Origin of the sequence: Bradyrhizobium sp. CCBAU 11430 (assembly GCF_028128855.1) — a bacterium.
GTDB lineage: Bacteria > Pseudomonadota > Alphaproteobacteria > Rhizobiales > Xanthobacteraceae > Bradyrhizobium > Bradyrhizobium ottawaense.
Map to the genome: position 1 here is coordinate 360,304 of NZ_LBJV01000003.1, position 16,047 is coordinate 376,350.

At 64.5% G+C, this 16,047-nt stretch carries 15 protein-coding genes; 5 read left to right on the forward strand and 10 right to left on the reverse strand.

What is annotated here, in order from left to right; all coding sequences use genetic code 11:
* Positions 1 to 56: 56 nt before the first annotated feature.
* Together rfbF and rfbG are read left to right on the forward strand one after the other, a co-directional pair.
* A complete protein-coding gene (gene rfbF, locus XI04_RS01715) occupies positions 57 to 827 on the forward strand; it encodes a glucose-1-phosphate cytidylyltransferase (RefSeq protein WP_095425656.1) in 771 nt (256 codons plus the stop codon).
* Positions 824 to 1,888: a CDP-glucose 4,6-dehydratase gene (gene rfbG, locus XI04_RS01720; RefSeq protein ID WP_271611405.1), complete on the forward strand. Its 1,065-nt coding sequence runs from the start codon at positions 824 to 826 to the stop codon at positions 1,886 to 1,888. The genes rfbF and rfbG overlap by 4 nt, the downstream gene beginning before the upstream one ends.
* Here rfbG and XI04_RS01725 read toward each other — a convergent pair whose 3' ends face one another.
* Together XI04_RS01725 and XI04_RS01730 are read right to left on the reverse strand one after the other, a co-directional pair.
* Complete coding sequence (locus XI04_RS01725) at positions 1,889 to 2,779, reverse strand: phosphotransferase (RefSeq protein ID WP_271611404.1); 891 nt, start codon at positions 2,777 to 2,779, stop codon at positions 1,889 to 1,891.
* Positions 2,769 to 3,722, reverse strand: coding sequence for a sulfotransferase family protein (locus XI04_RS01730; RefSeq protein WP_271611403.1), 954 nt, complete (start codon positions 3,720 to 3,722; stop codon positions 2,769 to 2,771). Before XI04_RS01730 ends, XI04_RS01725 begins: the two co-directional genes overlap by 11 nt.
* 170 nt (positions 3,723 to 3,892) lie before the next feature.
* Between XI04_RS01730 and XI04_RS01735 the strand changes: the two genes are divergently transcribed.
* Genes XI04_RS01735 through XI04_RS01745 form a run of 3 tightly spaced genes read left to right on the forward strand, consistent with a single transcriptional unit; the run spans position 3,893 to position 6,526 of the window.
* On the forward strand, positions 3,893 to 4,810 hold the full coding sequence (locus XI04_RS01735; RefSeq protein WP_271611402.1) for an NAD-dependent epimerase/dehydratase family protein: 918 nt from the start codon (positions 3,893 to 3,895) through the stop codon (positions 4,808 to 4,810).
* Entirely contained in the window at positions 4,788 to 5,606 is an 819-nt protein-coding gene (locus XI04_RS01740; RefSeq protein WP_095425653.1) for a transketolase, read from the forward strand. The genes XI04_RS01735 and XI04_RS01740 overlap by 23 nt, the downstream gene beginning before the upstream one ends.
* Positions 5,603 to 6,526: a transketolase family protein gene (locus tag XI04_RS01745; protein WP_271611401.1), complete on the forward strand. Its 924-nt coding sequence runs from the start codon at positions 5,603 to 5,605 to the stop codon at positions 6,524 to 6,526. Before XI04_RS01740 ends, XI04_RS01745 begins: the two co-directional genes overlap by 4 nt.
* 13 nt (positions 6,527 to 6,539) lie before the next feature.
* On the opposite strand, the gene XI04_RS01750 is transcribed toward XI04_RS01745, so the two are convergent.
* The 8 genes from XI04_RS01750 to XI04_RS01785 form a co-directional block, all read right to left on the reverse strand.
* The gene (locus tag XI04_RS01750) at positions 6,540 to 7,502 is read right to left on the reverse strand and encodes a glycosyltransferase family 2 protein (protein WP_095425651.1); all 963 of its coding nucleotides are present in this window, start codon (positions 7,500 to 7,502) and stop codon (positions 6,540 to 6,542) included.
* A 28-nt stretch (positions 7,503 to 7,530) separates the two neighbouring features.
* Positions 7,531 to 9,009, reverse strand: coding sequence for a DUF6056 family protein (locus XI04_RS01755; RefSeq protein WP_095425650.1), 1,479 nt, complete (start codon positions 9,007 to 9,009; stop codon positions 7,531 to 7,533).
* A 103-nt stretch (positions 9,010 to 9,112) separates the two neighbouring features.
* Positions 9,113 to 9,862, reverse strand: coding sequence for a glycosyltransferase family 2 protein (locus XI04_RS01760; RefSeq protein ID WP_095425649.1), 750 nt, complete (start codon positions 9,860 to 9,862; stop codon positions 9,113 to 9,115).
* An 11-nt stretch (positions 9,863 to 9,873) separates the two neighbouring features.
* Entirely contained in the window at positions 9,874 to 11,277 is a 1,404-nt protein-coding gene (locus XI04_RS01765) for a capsular polysaccharide export protein, LipB/KpsS family (protein WP_095425648.1), read from the reverse strand.
* Positions 11,278 to 11,281: 4 nt separating this feature from the next.
* The gene (locus tag XI04_RS01770) at positions 11,282 to 12,670 is read right to left on the reverse strand and encodes a surface carbohydrate biosynthesis protein (RefSeq protein ID WP_271611400.1); all 1,389 of its coding nucleotides are present in this window, start codon (positions 12,668 to 12,670) and stop codon (positions 11,282 to 11,284) included.
* 25 nt (positions 12,671 to 12,695) lie between these two features.
* Positions 12,696 to 13,628 carry a hypothetical protein gene (locus tag XI04_RS01775; protein ID WP_095425646.1) on the reverse strand — a complete coding sequence of 311 codons (933 nt, stop codon included), beginning with the start codon at positions 13,626 to 13,628 and terminating at the stop codon, positions 12,696 to 12,698.
* Positions 13,625 to 14,515, reverse strand: a complete 891-nt coding sequence (locus XI04_RS01780) for a class I SAM-dependent methyltransferase (protein ID WP_095425645.1) — start codon at positions 14,513 to 14,515, stop codon at positions 13,625 to 13,627. The genes XI04_RS01775 and XI04_RS01780 overlap by 4 nt, the downstream gene beginning before the upstream one ends.
* On the reverse strand, positions 14,516 to 16,039 hold the full coding sequence (locus XI04_RS01785) for a hypothetical protein (RefSeq protein ID WP_095425644.1): 1,524 nt from the start codon (positions 16,037 to 16,039) through the stop codon (positions 14,516 to 14,518).
* Positions 16,040 to 16,047: the final 8 nt, after the last annotated feature.

Below are 16,047 nucleotides of genomic sequence, written 5' to 3' on the forward strand. Positions count from 1 at the left end.
CGTATAGAAGCCGTCTGGATTACGCGGGGAGCGTGCCTCCCGTTCGGAGCAGGTGAATGAAAGTCGTAATTCTTGCGGGAGGCCTGGGCACCCGAATCGCGGAGGAGACCAGCACGCGGCCGAAGCCGATGGTGGAGATCGGCGGGCGGCCGATCCTGTGGCACATCATGAAGATCTACAGCCATTATGGCTTCCATGATTTCGTGATCTGCCTTGGCTACAAGGGCTTCATGATCAAGGAGTATTTCGCGAATTACTTCCTGCACATGTCCGACGTGACCTTCCACATCGCCGAGAACCGGATGGAAGTGCATCGCGAGACGGCCGAGCCGTGGCGGGTCACGCTCGTCGACACCGGCGAGGACACCCAGACCGGCGGCCGGTTGAAGCGGGTGTTGCCCTATGTCGCGGACGAGCCCTTCTTCGCATTGACCTATGGCGACGGCGTCGCGGACATCGACCTTGCCGCCGAGATCGCTTTCCACAAGGCGCACGGGCGGCGTGCCACCGTTTCGGTGGTGCGGCCGGCCAAGCGGTTCGGCGCGATCGCGGTCGAGGGCGACCGGGTCGTCAATTTCGAGGAAAAGCCCAACGACGACGGCGGCTGGATCAATGGCGGTTTCTTTCTGTTGTCGCCGTCGGTCGGCGAGCTGATCGCAGGCGACAACACGATTTGGGAGCGCGAGCCGATGGAGCAACTGGTGCGCGGCGACGATCTGCGCGCCTATGTGCATCACGGCTTCTGGCACCCGATGGACTCGCTGCGCGATCGTAACTTCCTCGAGGGTGAGTGGGCCGGCAACCGTGCCAAATGGAGGGTCTGGTGACGGATCCGGCATTCTGGCGCGGCAAGAAGGTCTTTCTCACCGGCCACACCGGCTTCAAGGGCGCCTGGGCGTCGCTGCTGCTGCGCCGCCTCGGAGCCGACGTCTACGGCTATGCACTGCCGCCGACACACCAATCCGCGCTGTTCATCACGGCGCGCATCGCCGACGACATCAAGCACCGCATTGCCGATATCCGCGATCTCTCCACCTTGCGCTCCGCAATGGCGGAGGCCGAGCCCGACATCGTCATCCACATGGCTGCGCAAGCGCTGGTGCGTCCCTCTTACGAGGAGCCGGTCGAGACCTTTGCGACCAACGTGATGGGCACGGTGCATGTGCTGGAGGCGGCACGGCCTCTGCGCTCGGTGAAGGTGATCCTGAACGTCACCAGCGACAAATGCTACGAGAACAACGGCATGGGCACCGCCTTCAGCGAGGGCGACCGGCTCGGCGGCGACGATCCCTACAGCAACAGCAAGGCCTGCGCCGAGCTCGTGACGCATTCCTATCGCCACAGTTTCTTCAACGCGAAGGGGGCGGCGCGCGTCGCCACCGCGCGGGCCGGCAACGTCTTCGGCGGCGGTGACTGGGCGCGCGACCGTCTGGTGCCCGATGCGATGCAGGCGTTCCTGGCCGGCGAGGCGCTCCGCATCCGCAATCCCAATTCGGTGCGGCCGTGGCAGCACGCGCTCGACCCGGTGCTCGGCTATCTCTCGCTGGTCGAGCGATTGGCGGGCGATGAGCGTTTCGTCGGGGGCTGGAATTTCGGACCGGATACCGCAAGCGAGGTGCCGGTCGGGACCGTGGTCGATCATCTGATCGCGCTGTGGGGCGACGGGGCGCGGTGGACGGCCGATTCCGGCCCGCATCCGCACGAAGCCGCCTATCTCAGGCTCGACTGCGCGAAGGCGCGGAGCGAACTCGGCTGGACGCCGCGGCTCGATCTGGCGCAGGGCCTTCGGCTGACTGTGGATTGGTACAAGGCGCTGCGTGAGGGCCGGGACCTGCGCAGCTTCTCGCTCGATCAGCTCGACCAGGTCGCTGGCGCCGCGCAGGCCTGATCAGACCGGCAGATCGAGGATCTCGGCAATGCGGTCCTCTGCCGACACCGCGTGCTTCAGATACTCGCCCGACAAGACCGCCAGATAGGATTTGAGCAGGACGACGAGCACGAGGATGGCGCGCTCGACCTCGGGCGAAAGGCCGGTTCGGCCGAAGGCGGCCTCTTGCAGGAACGGCCGGTTCTCCATGAAGGTCAGCCAGTACAGGTAGTCGTAGCCGGCGATGCCGCGGAATGCATCTTCCCAGTCGATGACGCGCCGCGCGGCGCCCTGGAGCATGATGTTCTTCGGCCCGAAATCGCCGTGACAGAGCGCATCGGGCAAATCCGCCAGACGATCCCCGAGCAGCGCGATCAGCCTGCCCACCTCGATCGCGCCGGCCCGCTCCAGCAGGCCGCGGCTCGAAAGCGTCTTCAGTGCCTCTGCGGCGGACGCCAGATAGTGATCGAAAGAGGCAAGGCCGTCCGGCTGCCAGTCCTTGAGCCGCTCACTGCACGCGCAGGCCATTGCGGCGGCATCAGCGGGCGGCATCGGGGCGGCCTGCGGCACCAGCGCGGGCATCATGAGGCAGAGTCGCGCCGCTCCGTCCGCGAGCGGGATCTCGAACCGGTCGAGCACGATCGTGTTGCCGTAGAGCTGCTCGAGGATGTCGGCTTCCTTGGCGAGGCTGGCGCGCGCGCGCGGGCCCGGCAGATGCGTCTTCAGAAACCGCTTTTCGCCGGCGATATCCGCCTCAAAGCAGGCACCAAGCGTGCCGCCGGGGGCCGCCGCAACGGTGACGTTGCGGCCGAGGGATTGCAGATGCTGTAGCAGCGCGGGCAGGAGCCGCGCGCGATCGGCGGCGATGTCGGGGCGGTCGTCGGTTTCGAAGAACGCGATCTTACTCAGCACGATAGAGCGGGCTCAGATAGTCGATCCGGTCGTAGCCGAAATGACGGGCGAGTGCCGCGGTGCCCTGTGCGATCTGTTTGCGCTCCTCGTCCGAGAGCTCCTGGATCACGGCCTGGTTGTAGTCCTTGGTGCTCTTGAGCACGGTTCCCCAGGGCGCGATGGAGTCCTTGATCTCGACGCCGTTCCAGCTCGGATAGAGCATGGAGTCGGCGAAGGGCACGCCGATGAATCCGGCTGCCTCGGTCATGAACTTGCGCTTGTCGTCGACGAGGTCCTCGTAACGGAAGATCCGCACGTTCTCCGGATACATTTTGGCGAACATCTCGACCGTCGAGTGATAGATGTTCCAGGTGATCAGGTATTTGGTCAGCGGCTGCGGGAACGGGCGGCGCTTGGTGTCGCGGTAGGCCGAGAACGGATTGCGCACGATGTGCAGGATGCGGACGTTGGGAAAGTCGCGCACCATGCGATCGGCATCGATCCCGATGGCGGGCGAGTAGCCGACATGGACCATGCCCGGCCGCGGCTTGACGTAATAGTTCTCCCACGCCGCGAAAGTCGACCGGAAGTAGGCCTCGACCACTTGCCGGCGGAAGATCGGCGGCTCGCCGACGATGCGGGCGAACTCGGCGACCCGCTTCTTCTCGTCCATCACGCAGTCCGCATCGCGGAACTTGGAGCCGTTGCGCTTGCGCAGGAAGGTCTTCAGCTCCTCGTCGATCATCTGCTCATAGAGCTCGGTGGCGGTCAGCCCCTCCGGGAATTCGGGATAGCGGTACTGGACGCGCTCGACCGAGGCCAGGAAGTCGTTGAAGTTGCGGTTGCCGAGCTGCGATTCGAAGGGATAGACGAGCAGGTCGGGATGACCGTCGAAGTGACGATGGGTGACGTTTCCGCCGTGCTCGAAGCCTGCGGAAACCATGGCCAGCCTGAACTCATTCATGCGTCTACCCCTAACGTCGTCGAACCTCGATCTGGCCCTCCGTTTAGCCGCATGGGCCGGATAATCAAGTTCGGATCGCCCTTCGGCCGTGCCGGGAACGTGGCCCGGGCAGGGGGACTTGCCGAAGCGGGACATTGACGGAGCCGGGGTAGCTGATCTACCCGGGGCTTATGCGTGTTTTTGCCACCGGCGCGAGCGGTTTTCTGGGCTCCTATCTCGTTGCGGACCTCATGGCGCGGGGGCACGAGGTGGCCGTCCTGTTGCGGCCGGCAAGTTCCTATTGGCGCCTCGGGCAGCTTCATGACCGGCTGCACGTGATTCCGGGCAGTCTGGAGCATCCGGACGGGCTGCGCGGAGCGCTGGGGGCGTTCGCGCCGGACGCGGTCGTGCACATGGCCTGGCGCGGCGTCGCAGGCAGCGATCGCAACAGCCCGGTTCAGGCCGTCAACGTGGCCGACACGGTGGGCCTCGCCGAGCTCGCGGCCGAGGCCGGCGCCAGGATCTTCGTCGGAGCCGGATCGCAGGCGGAGTACGGACCCTATGATCGTCCGATCCGGGAGGACGACGCGCCACGGCCGACGACATTGTACGGCATGGCCAAGCTCGCGGCCGGATCGATGGCGATGCGCCTGTGCGAGGAGCGCGGGCTGCGTGCCGCCTGGCTCAGGATTTTCTCGACCTACGGCCCGAAGGACGCCGATCACTGGCTGATTCCGAGCATGATTCGGAACTTGCGCTCGGGACATCGTATGGCGCTGACGGCCTGCGAGCAGCGCTGGGGATTTCTGCACGCGCGCGACGCCGCGAGCGCTTTCCGGCTGGCGATTACGCATGAAGCGGGGAGCGGCGTCTTCAACGTCGGCAGTGCGGACGCGCCGCCGCTGCGCGAAACGGTGACGCGGCTGCGCGATCTCGTCGCCCCCGGCGCCGATCTCGGCTTCGGCGAGTTGGCGTATCGGTCCGATCAGGTTATGGTCCTGGCTGCGGACGTTTCGCGCATGCTTGCCTTGGGCTGGAAGCCCGAAGTGCCGTTGGATCAGGGACTACGCGAGACGGTAGAGTGGCATGACGCGACCAAATCTTCCTGAGCCGAAAGAATTCGCGCGACGGATTCGTGCGCACGCGTTGCGCATGGTGCATGCCGCGAAGGCCTCCCATATCGGCGGCTGCCTCTCGATGGCGGACATCCTGGCGGTGCTCTACACGCGGATCCTGCGCGTCGATCCCGCCGAGCCGCAAAGCCCGAACCGCGATCGCTTCGTGCTCAGCAAGGGCCACGCCACGGCGATCATGTACGCAACGCTCGCCGAATGCGGTTTCTTTTCTCTGGCCGAGCTCGACACCTATTGCCGCGACGGTTCGATCTTCACCGGGCATGTCAGCCACGCCGTGCCCGGCGTCGAGGTTTCGACCGGCTCGCTCGGCCATGGCCTGCCGATTGCGATCGGCATGGCGCTGGCCGCAAGAAATGCGGGCGCCGGCAGCCGCGTGTTCTGCCTGCTCAGCGACGGCGAATGCGACGAGGGCTCGAACTGGGAGGGCATCCTGTTCGCGCCCCATCACAAGCTCGACAATCTCTGCGTCATCGTCGATTTCAACAAGATCCAGAGTTTCGGCTCGGTCGCCGAGGTGTTGAACCTGGATCCGTTTGCCGAGAAATGGAAGGCGTTCGGCTGGCAGGTCGAGGAGATCGACGGCCACGACCTCACCGCGCTCGAGCGTGCGCTGAGCGGCGTGCCGGCGGCATCGGGCCGGCCGACCGTCGTGATCGCCCACACCGTGAAGGGCAAAGGCGTGAGCTTCATGGAGAACAAGCTCGAATGGCACTACCGCTCCCCTTCGGATGAGCTGCTCGCGCAGGCGCTAGCCGAGGTCGGCGCATGAGAACGACGTTCATCGAGAGCCTCTCGCAGGCCGCAAGCGAAAACCCCGACATCTGGCTGCTCTGCGGCGATCTCGGCTACTCCGTGCTGGAGCCGTTCGCGGCGCAGTTTCCCGATCGTTATCTCAATGTCGGTGTGGCCGAGCAGAACATGGCGGGGATCGCCGCCGGAATCGCGCTATCGGGCAAGACCGTCTTCATCTACTCGATCGGCAATTTCCCGACGCTGCGCTGCCTCGAGCAACTCCGCAACGACGTCTGCTACCACGGTGCCGACGTCAAGGTCGTGGCGGTGGGTGCCGGCTATGCCTATGGCAGCCAGGGCTACACCCACCACGCGCTCGAGGACGCGGGGATCATGTCGATGCTGCCGGGCATCGAGGTGTTCGTGCCCTGCGATCCCATGGAGGTGCGGGCCGCGACGCGTCTGATCGCAGGAAGCGGCAAGCCCTCTTATCTGCGGCTCAGCCGTCAGGGGGAGCCGAATCTCGGCGCCGCCGTGCCCGACCTGCGCAAGCCCAGGGTTTTGCGTGACGGACGGGATGTCGTCATCCTCGCGTCCGGGCCGATCGCCTCCCGTGCGCTGGAGGCCGCCGGCGAACTCGCCGGGCGCGGCAGGGACGTCGGCGTGGTCAGCGTCTCCTGCCTGAAGCCGCTCGACGAGGCCGCGATCCGCGACGCCGTGCGCGACGCCTCACTCATCGTGACGCTGGAAGAGCACATCCTGCGCGGCGGCCTGTTCAGCCTGGTGGCGGGCGCGTTTGCCGGAGACGCGGTCCGGCCGCCGATTACGGGCATGGGTATTCCCGAGCAGGGTGGCAAGACCTCGCAGGCGGGATCGCGCGAGGCGCTGCTCGATGCAGCGGGCCTCTCGGCTCAGGCGATCGTCGCGCGGGTCGAGCAATCGCTGGCGAAGCGCTGACGCCGCCTGCGCCTCACGCGCCGGGCGGGGGCGAGGGATCGAAATTGACGCGCTCGCGCTCGAACACCACCGGCTTCTCGCGCACCTGTCCGTAGATCGCGAGAACGTACTCGCCAATCATGCCCATGAAGAACAGCTGTACGCCGCCGAAGAAGAACATGGCGACGATCAGGGTGAGGATGCCGGGTTCGGCGAGCTTCTGATAAAGCACGAGGCCGATGATGAAGTTGACGATCGCGTAGGCGATGCTCACGGCCGAGATCAGAAAGCCCGCGAGAAGCCCGAACCGGACCGGCGCCGTGGTGAAGGACACCAGCCCATTGAGGCCCTGGTCGATCAGCGCGCCGGCGCGGTTCTTCGAAAACCCCTTCTTGCGCTCGCGCCAGGTGTAGGGCACCCCGACCATGCGACCGCCGCATTCGAACGTCATCATTCGCATGAATGGATAGGCGTCACGGACGTGACGCATGGCTTCGACAACGCGCCTGTCGACAAGTTGGAAATCACCGACTCCCGGAGGCACCTTGAGCTCGGAGAATCTGGTCAGCACGCGGTAGTAGGCGTTGCGGAGCCCGCGCATCAGACGGCTTTCCTCGCGCACCGCGCGGATCCCATAGACGATCTCGTAGCCGGCTTCCCACAGCTTGACGAACTCGGGAAGCAATTCCGGGGGATCCTGAAGGTCCGCCGGCATGAACAGCAGGACGGCATCGCCGCGCGAGGCCATCACGCCGTTGAAGGTGTTGCGCAGCGGTCCGAAGTTGCGTGCGTTGACGATGATCTTTACCGCGGGGTCCTGTGCTGCGATCTCGCGGAGGATCTCCATGGTGCGATCGTCGGAGGCGTTGTCGCAGAAGATGTGCTCGCGCTGGTAGCCGTGGAGCTCGCCGTCGAAGATTTTCCGGATTGCCTCGTAGCAATCCCTGACGTTGAGCTCTTCATTGTAACAGGGCGTGATGACGCTGATTGTTTTCACGTTCGCATCTCTGAAGCAGGGCAAATGGTCATCGCGGCGTGTCGGCGCCGTAGACGGCGGATTTGTGGTAGTATCTGGCGATGCAGTCGTTCGGCAATCTGTCGGCGTCCGCCGTCACATCGGCGGTCATCAGCAGGGATGGCGTCCATTTGTGCCGAGGAACCACGACAACCGGCTCGGGCCTCGTGGTCAACAGGGCATGTCGATCGGCGCTCTCCTGCCAGTACGGATACAGGCCCTGCCATTGGGCGCGCAGCTGAAACGCCGTTGAGCTCAGGCTGAGCGAGACGATCGTGAGCAACGCCAGGCTCGCAGGCAACCCGACCGGACCGAGCAGGCCTCGAAACGCGCCCGCCGCAAGCCGTTCGCGCAATTGCTGGCTGTAGGCGCCGACGAGCAGCCTGACGCCCAGCGTCGATCCGAACAGCAGCAGGATGAGCGCCTGATTCTGCGCCCGCTCGATGAGTCGCATCCCCGTCGCATATCTATGAGCGAAATATTCGAAGTAACAGCATGCCAGGCAGATCGCGATCGTGCCGAGAGCCAGCATCTTGCCCTTTCGCGGCGCTGGTTGCGTGGCTTGCGGCTCGGCCAACGCAATGAGGCCGACAGCGGCGAGCCAGACGACCACGGCGGGTTCTCGAAGGAAGCGGCCGAGACCGGCGAGCGAATCGATCAGCGCTAGAAGAAGCGACCATGTCACATGCCCGCCGTTCGGGAGCTGCTCCATGCGCGTGCTGTTGCCGCTGGCGGAGACGACGATGATCCATCCGATCGCGATGGTGGTCGCGATCAGGATGTGATGCACGATCTGACGCTGCTGGCCGAAGAGATACCGCGCGCCCAGTGACGCCGAGACGATCAGCAGCAGCCATGTTCCGGTAAATTCATTGCCCAGTGCAGCGACGAAACCGCCCAGGGCCATCGCGAGGCTGAGCGTCCACGAGAAGCCGGCTTCCCCGTCAAGCGCCCGAACGCACTCCCCGAGGATCAGGATGGTGATCAAGGCTGGCGGGACGTAACAGGTCACGGCCGAGAGCCAATACAGCAGATCCCGCACGCTCGGCGCCGCGCTGACCACGGCGCTCGCGAATGCGAGCGTGAGGAAAACCAGCTGGAGAGCGGCGGTGCGGGGCCAGGCCCGGACCATGGCGAGGGCAGTGCCGGCCAGGAACAGCGCCGCGCTCACAGCCATCATCAGTGAATAGGCCGACAGCAAGCTGACATTTGCCGCGGCAGAGATCGCCGGCGGAACCTGGGTCAACCACAGGGCCAGCACCCGGCCCGATTGCGAATGATAGAAGAGCGATACGGTATCGATGAACCCGTGACGCGCGTACAGATCCGCGAAGCAGAAGTCGTCATGCTCGGGCGCGCTAAGCGACGTGAGCGCGAACAGAAGCAGCAGGAAAATTGCAGGAAACAGGCTGCAGAGCGTCCAGCCAATCCAGGCCCGGCGATCGGCGTGGGGACGCGCTGCCAGTGGAATAACACCTTGATTGTACACGCAAAGCCCCCTCCGATCCGGGGCAGATTAGAGGCAACCCGTCGAGGTCGCAATGTTCAATTCCGGCTGTTGCAAGTGGCTGCGTGCCAAGCCGCCGGCGGCGCTAGAACTCCCGCCGTTTGAGCCAGGCCCGCGTACCCCAATGGGCAAAGCACCAGGCCGACCTGATCAGCGAGAGGTGCTCGACGTTGCGGTAGATCTGCCAGACCCATTTGGCCGAGCGTGCCGGTCGGCTGGAGACCGAGGAGCCCCTGACGCGGTAGCGTGCAAGGTCCTCGTTGAGGCCGTAGGCGGTGTGGCCGCGCTTGAGGATCGAGAGCCACAGACAGAAATCGTCATAGCCCTCGTTCTTCATTGCGATGGGACCGGCGATCTCGCGGTCGACCATCGCGGTCAGGGTCGCGATCGCGGTGTTCTCCAGGAGCTGGCCATAGGTGAGCGAGGCCGGCACCTCGATCAGCCGCCCGGTGACGGTGTTGGTCTCGTTGATGCGGCGGAAGGCGGTGTAGCTGAGAGCAGCCTGCTTCGCCTTCGCGAAGGCGAGCTGCCGCTCGAGCTTCTCGGGCAGCCACAGATCGTCGCTGTCGAGGAAGGCGAGATAGCGGCCCTGCGCGGCGTCGATCGACGCCTGGCGCGCAAGCGCCGGGCCGCCGTTCTTCGGCATCCGGATCAGCTTGACGCGCGGGTCACGCTCGCTGATGCCGGCGATGATCGCCGGCGTGCTGTCGGTCGAGCAGTCGTCCGCGATCAGGAGTTCCCAATCGGCGAAGGTCTGGCTCTGCACCGAGCGGATCGTCTCCTCGATCAGGCCTTCGACATTCCAGGACGGTGTGATGATCGAGACGAGCGGCATGATGGGTCCGTTCAGTTCGCACCGGCCGGCTCGGCGATGGCCGCGCGCAAGGAGGCCGCAAACATGTCGAGCAACTTGGGATCGCTGATATAGAGCTCGCCCGGATAAGACCGGCGCCAGGCGGACTCGAAATAGGGGGCGCCTTTGGCCGGATCGAACGGCCCGGTGGAGAGTGCCTCGCGCAGGCGTGCGGGCACATCGGCCAGACGATCGACCGCATAGACCAGCGGGCAGGAGCGGTAGAACGCATCGCCCATCACCACGACCGGCTTGCCGAGCAGCAGCGCCTCGGCGCCCGATTTGCTGTTGACGGAGATGACGGCATCGGCGCGGTTGAGCACGGTGTAATTGTTGGTCTGCGGTGGCAGCAGCACGAAATTGTCGAACCTGCGCGCCAGTTCGAACAGGCGATCGGCCGAGATCGCGCCGATCTGGGCGGGATGCTCCTTCACCACGAGCACATGCGAATCCGGGATGGTGCGCAGCAGGAAGTCGACGGTCGCGACCTGGTCGAGATAGTCCGGCGAGCGCAGCGTCAGCGCCATGTCGGCGGGAACGTGGAAGGGATAGTAGACGAAGGGCGCCGCGGGGATCGGCTTATAGAGCTTGCGCAGCCGCGTCGCGTTGAGCGCCATCGCGGCGTGTACCCGGGCGTGGCGCAGATTGTGCCCGAACTCCTGGTGCTTGCCGAGCGCGAACTGGTCCCACAGCTTCTCGGTGAGGCGGCGCGCGTTGCGCAAATTGACGACCTTCTTGAAGGCCGCCGAATAATGGTGCTGATCCTTCTTGGGGATGACGATCGCGCGTTGCGTCAGCGTATCGTCCAGATAGGCGCGCACTTCTGATGAGACAGCGTCCGTCGGCGTCGGCATCACGTCGGGTGCACCGAGTGTGTCGGGCGTGAAGTACATCCGGCCACGAAAGAACGAGGGCTCGATGAACCAGTTGCGGATGTCGCGGCGCCTGGCGGCGTAGAAGCTCGCGATCACCGAAAGGAAGCCGCCGAGCTCCTGCACCAGTTCGACGCGCTTGCCTTGCTTCTCGAGCCGGTCGAGCACTGTCTCCATCGCATTGGCATAGATCATGAAGCGCCGGCGCAGTGCCGCGGTGTCGCGGATGCCGAAAGTGAAACGCTCATGGCTGAACAGGAAGTTGGTCCCGTCGAGCCCGTAGGCCGCAACGCGCGCGTCGAACGCTTTGCGGTCGTCGGGCGCGGGGCCGGCCTTGAGGCCCTCGCGATACATGTTCGTGACCGGAACGCCTTCAGTCGCCGACATCTCCGCGCTGCGATCGTCGAAGGCGAGCAACTCGACATCATGGCCTGCCGCGCGCAACCGCTGCGCGACCGGAATCCAGAACCGGGTCTGGTATTCGGCAAGCGTGGTGATCAGAATGGTCTTTGCAGGTGTGGCCATGGCTCTATTGGGCGTGTTCGATCGCAATACTTGCGAGCGGCAAGCCCGTCGTCGCGCATTGTGCGCGTCTTGCCGTAAATTGAGACGGGCTCGCCTGATCGTGTGCGGCGATGCGCTGTAGCAGGGTCTGGACGAAGGGCGGTGCGATTCGCTTGTCGCGCCGGGCGGGATTGAACTGGCTGCGCAGCCGCTCCGTGACGGCAGAGCCGAGCGCGGCGCTGGCGGCCCCTTTGACGATCTGGCCAACGCTCGGCTTGGCACGCGTCCCCTTCACGGTCGCGAGCAGCGAGACGTAAGGCCGGCGCGAGCCCGCTACGCTGGTCAGGACTTCGGCGACACGTTCGGCGGCTTTTCCGTCATTGAGATGGAAGAAGTCCTCGATATCGGCGGCGTGAACGCGGGCGAAGTCGAAAGTCTCGGTCTCGCGCTCGATGTGATCGATCGCGCCAAGCAGCTCGTCGAACGAAGCGACCGGGCGACTCACGCGCGCGGGCAGTGCGGCATGGCCGGCGGTGACCGGCGTGTTCAAATATTCGAGCTGGAGCGGCAGCTTTCCGAGCAACACCGATTCGACGGCCGTTCCGCAATTGAGATGGATCACTGCGGCGGCGTTGCGGATGCGGTCGAGGACGCTGCCGGTGCCGTCGATCAGGACGTTGTCGTGGCGCGCGAGGGCGTTGCGATAGACGTCCTCGCTCTCGAAGGGGTGCGGCCGCACGAGAATGTTGCGGTCGGGCCGCGCCGCGGCGAGCCGGTCGATCTCGACGAGATATTTAGCGAAGACCTGCTTCAGGTCCGCGATGAAGCGATCGACATAGGCGCCATCCCAACCGGCCCGCACCATCGCCTCGCGCTCACCACCCGGCTTGCCTGTGAAGCGCGAATTGACCAGGGGAAAGTTGGCGTTGACGAGCAGATAGCCGCGCGGCTCGCCGTCGAGCAACGCGCGCCAACGTGGGGCTGCAAAGTCGAAGCGCGGACATCCGGTGAGGTGAAGCTGCTCCGGCTTCATGGTTCCGGCGGCCAGGAAGGCGTCGTGCAGCCGATTGCCCCAGAAGAAATAACCCGCCAGGATGTCGGCGTAGCCGCTGCCCTTGATGTGGGCGGCCATTGCGGGCGGCGAGTTGCCGCCCTTTTCTGCGAGCACGCCCCCTTCGGTATCGAGCACGTACAGGGCGAGGCCCGCTCCAGCGAAGCTGCGCATCAAATCGAGATTGACGGGACGGGCGTAGTTGACGACGAGTGCGTCCAGCCCGAGCCGTGGGACATCGACGGCCTGCTCGTACATCGGCACCAGCGCGACAGAGACGCCGCGCCGCGCGAGTTGATAACCAAGCATGACTGCCCCCGGCAGGTCACGCTTGGGGTGATCGACCACCAGGCCTATGCGCAAGATGTGAGCTCCCGGCAGGTCCGTGTCAGAGCCGCATCACGGTGCGCTCGAGGTCCGTCAGGGCACCGACCGCGCGGAAACGCGCCGGCGGTTCGGGAAAGATGCGCGGCTGCTGGATGTAGGTCGCCGTGTACAGCAGGCGGCTGTGATCCGACTGGATCCGGCTTCCCATGTGCAGGCAGCGTGCCGTGTTGACGATGAAGGACGACAGGCGGGGCGCGATCATTTCCTTGACCGCGTCGGGACCGGTCTTGGCGAACACCTGCGCATCGCTCATGTGGCTCTTGAGCGAGTTGCGGAACGCCTTCGACGGCCCGGCCGGAATGAAGGTGAACGGACCGTCGGCGGTGTTTTGCACATCGGTCAGGTAGATGAAGAGTTTGCAGACGCGTTTGTCGTCGTGGTCGAGATGCCACAGCTGGGAGAAGCTCAACGCCTGGTTCGGTGTCGGCTGCGACAACGTCAGCACCACGTCCGACAATTGCGGCAGGTCGTGCATGAAGTCGCCGATGATGCGCAGAGCAGCCGGCTGCAGGGCGTAGCGCACGAACGGATGGTCGGTGGCAAAGGCGCCGTTGACGAGATCCTCGTCGAGCAGGCTGACCCAGAACGATTTGTGCCCTTCCTTCTGCCGGCCGACCAGCTCCTGGAGGCGGTTCACCTTGCCGTCGGCGAACGACGCGACGGCTTCCGCGAGGCCGCGATCGACGATCGCGGACACGTCGACGTAGCCGTCCTCGTCGAGCTTGCGGCTCGCTTCGGCCCATTCGGGCTTCGTCGGAAGCTGCTTCAGCAGCGCGACACGTTTGGCGCGGGCCGGCAATTGCAGGCTGGTCAGAGCCGCCTTCAGCACCCATCCGAGATCGGTGCGGTTGACGTGCCACAGCAGGCGGCGGAACTGGCTGATCTTCGCCTTCTTCGGGGCAGGCCGATCAGCCGTCGTGTCGACGGTTGTCATGTGGGCTCCCAGCAATACAAAAAACCATCATTGTGGATCGTCGGCGCGAACGGCATGCGTTCGCGCGCCAAGATGCGGACGCGGCCCTGTCGCTCGTAATCGTCGAGCGTCGAGAACAGCTGCGTTTGGTAGTCGACCGAGCGGATGTACAGGAAGCTGACGATATCTCGCGGGCTTGCGAGGTTCAGCAGCTCCGTCGTCGGCTCGATGTTGATGACGCGTTTCGGCCGTGCGGCAATGATGTTGTCCACCACCTTCCGCACGTCATAGGGAATTTGCTCGATGCAGAAATAGGTGAAAACGACCTGGTCCCTGATCGCCGCGTAGTTCGGGTCGTTGCCGTCGGTCAGGTCGATCCTGTCGAGCGATATCCGGTCCGACAGGCCATAATGCGCCGCGATCTCGCGGCCCGCGGCGATGCCGTTCGGCGCGATGTCGAACCCGCGCAGCCTCCAGTCGGGATGATTGAGGTGAAGCGACAGCAGGTTGATGCCGCAGCCCGCGCCGAGCTCGACGATCTCCGTGGCGCCGCCCGTGTGCCGCGCGAGCAGCTCGCCGAGGGCCCTGGCGCGATAGCGATAATAGTCGTCGGCCGCGACCCTGCAGATCTGGTTGTCGACCTTGCGAAGACCCTGCGCGGGATTCTTCGGGATCAGGAATTCGCCGATGCCTGCGGCCTTCGTCCAGGCTTTTTCCGACAGCGTTCGCTGCCAATGCGATAGATTGTACTCGGAATCAACGACGTCGGCCGTGCGTTTGACGCGGCGCATCGCGAAACGCCCGATGCTCCTTGCCGCATCCAGCGCATAAGTCGTCGCCTTGTCCGACAACGAGGCCGGAGCGAAACCTGAGATGGCGGCTTTCGTGTCTGTCGCGTGGATGTTCATTCAACTGCTTTTGGATGTCAGTCCCATCAGCTGTCCGACGGCTGGAAATACAGTCCGGTGCCGCTTTTCAAGCACGAGGAAGTATTGGAGCGTCCAGGTAATCAGACAGAAAACCATGGAACCGAGCGCGAGCTTTAGCACGCTGTCGAACCGAATGTAACCTGCAATTGTTGCTAGAAAAATGCTTGCCAGGACAAGGATTGCGAACTGGGTTCCGATGACCTTCGCGAAGCGATTGCGATCGAGTTCGAGTGCACCGCGCAACTCTCCCAGCTGCAAGGGCAGGATGAGGATACTGCCGATGACCTGGCCGAGTATCAGGGCGCGTTCCGCGAACAGGTGCAACGTCGCGGCGGAGACCGCCGCCCAGATCAGAAGCTGAACGGCTATCAGCCTGTTGAGCCTGGACTGCACCTCCGGCCGCGTCAGGAAGATCAGGCTGCCGATCGCCACATATTGGCTACAGATCGGAACCAGGAAGCTCAGGCCCATCCAGAACGCGTAAGGCGCAAGGAGGGGACCGATCCAGATATTCATGATCTCCGGCGAGAGGATCGCGGTCGCGGCAAGCGGAGGCACCACGAACATCGGCATCATGACGAGGCCGAGGTCGCCGAGGCGCTGGAACGACGTCGCGCTGCCGCGCTCGTCGAGGCGGCTGGCAACGGGAAGCAAGGCGGATGTCAGAAGGCTGACGACGACTTTGGAAACCCGCGACAATCGCACCAACGCGTCGTAGGTGCCGACCGCCTTGGGCCCAAACAGCAATCCGATCAGGAACGGCTGAAGCGGTCCGGAAATGCCGCCCATCAGTTTGCCCTGCAGCAGCAGCAGACAGCGGTGCAGAATATCCTGCCGGATGTCCGGGGTCCATGGCAGCAATCGCACGTGCTTGTGCCGCAGGGCGACGAAGGCGGCAATTCCAATGACGACAGCGCGGGCCACCAGCGTGGCGAGATAGATGTAGGCAACCACTTCAAAGCCTGCCGCCGCCCACGAGGCTGCGAATGTCAGGCCGACATAGGCCGCCGTTGACGTGACCTCCGCAACGCGGAGCAGATTGTAGCGCTCGAAGCCTTTGACGGTCCCTTCCCACACCAGTGCCGGAACGAAGATCAGATTCGCGAGGGCCGTGTAGTGCATGATCCGGGTGAACGTCTCCACATGGACGGCGTCAACCTTCATCACCATGACGAACAGCGGCGTCGCGAACCAAATGGCGGCGCTCAGGATCAAGGTGAGAGCGATGGAGACCACCCCCAAGAACGCGATCTGGCGGCTGGCCTGCGTCCAATTGCGGTGCTCTCTCGCGCGCGCGACGACCTGGGTGGCGACCTCGGACAGGCCGAGGTCGAGCACCGCCATCATGCCGCTGGGAAGCAGCAGCCGCGAGATGACGATGAGGCCGAACTCGGTCACCCCCCAGGTCCCGATGATCAGTGGAATGACCGCAAGGCCCAGCAAGGCGGCCACGCCGAAGGCAAGCGCCGAAATCACCGTATTCTGGACCAGGCGCTTGATCATCGATGTTT

Coding starts and splice junctions, on each gene's coding strand:
- rfbF (WP_095425656.1), top strand. CDS start 57: ATGAAAGTCGTAATTCTTGCGGGAGGCCTGGGCACCCGAATCGCGGAG.
- XI04_RS01730 (WP_271611403.1), bottom strand. CDS start 3,722: ATGAATGAGTTCAGGCTGGCCATGGTTTCCGCAGGCTTCGAGCACGGC.
- XI04_RS01735 (WP_271611402.1), top strand. CDS start 3,893: ATGCGTGTTTTTGCCACCGGCGCGAGCGGTTTTCTGGGCTCCTATCTC.
- XI04_RS01740 (WP_095425653.1), top strand. CDS start 4,788: ATGACGCGACCAAATCTTCCTGAGCCGAAAGAATTCGCGCGACGGATT.
- XI04_RS01745 (WP_271611401.1), top strand. CDS start 5,603: ATGAGAACGACGTTCATCGAGAGCCTCTCGCAGGCCGCAAGCGAAAAC.
- XI04_RS01760 (WP_095425649.1), bottom strand. CDS start 9,862: ATGCCGCTCGTCTCGATCATCACACCGTCCTGGAATGTCGAAGGCCTG.
- XI04_RS01765 (WP_095425648.1), bottom strand. CDS start 11,277: ATGGCCACACCTGCAAAGACCATTCTGATCACCACGCTTGCCGAATAC.
- XI04_RS01775 (WP_095425646.1), bottom strand. CDS start 13,628: ATGACAACCGTCGACACGACGGCTGATCGGCCTGCCCCGAAGAAGGCG.
- XI04_RS01780 (WP_095425645.1), bottom strand. CDS start 14,515: ATGAACATCCACGCGACAGACACGAAAGCCGCCATCTCAGGTTTCGCT.
- XI04_RS01785 (WP_095425644.1), bottom strand. CDS start 16,039: ATGATCAAGCGCCTGGTCCAGAATACGGTGATTTCGGCGCTTGCCTTC.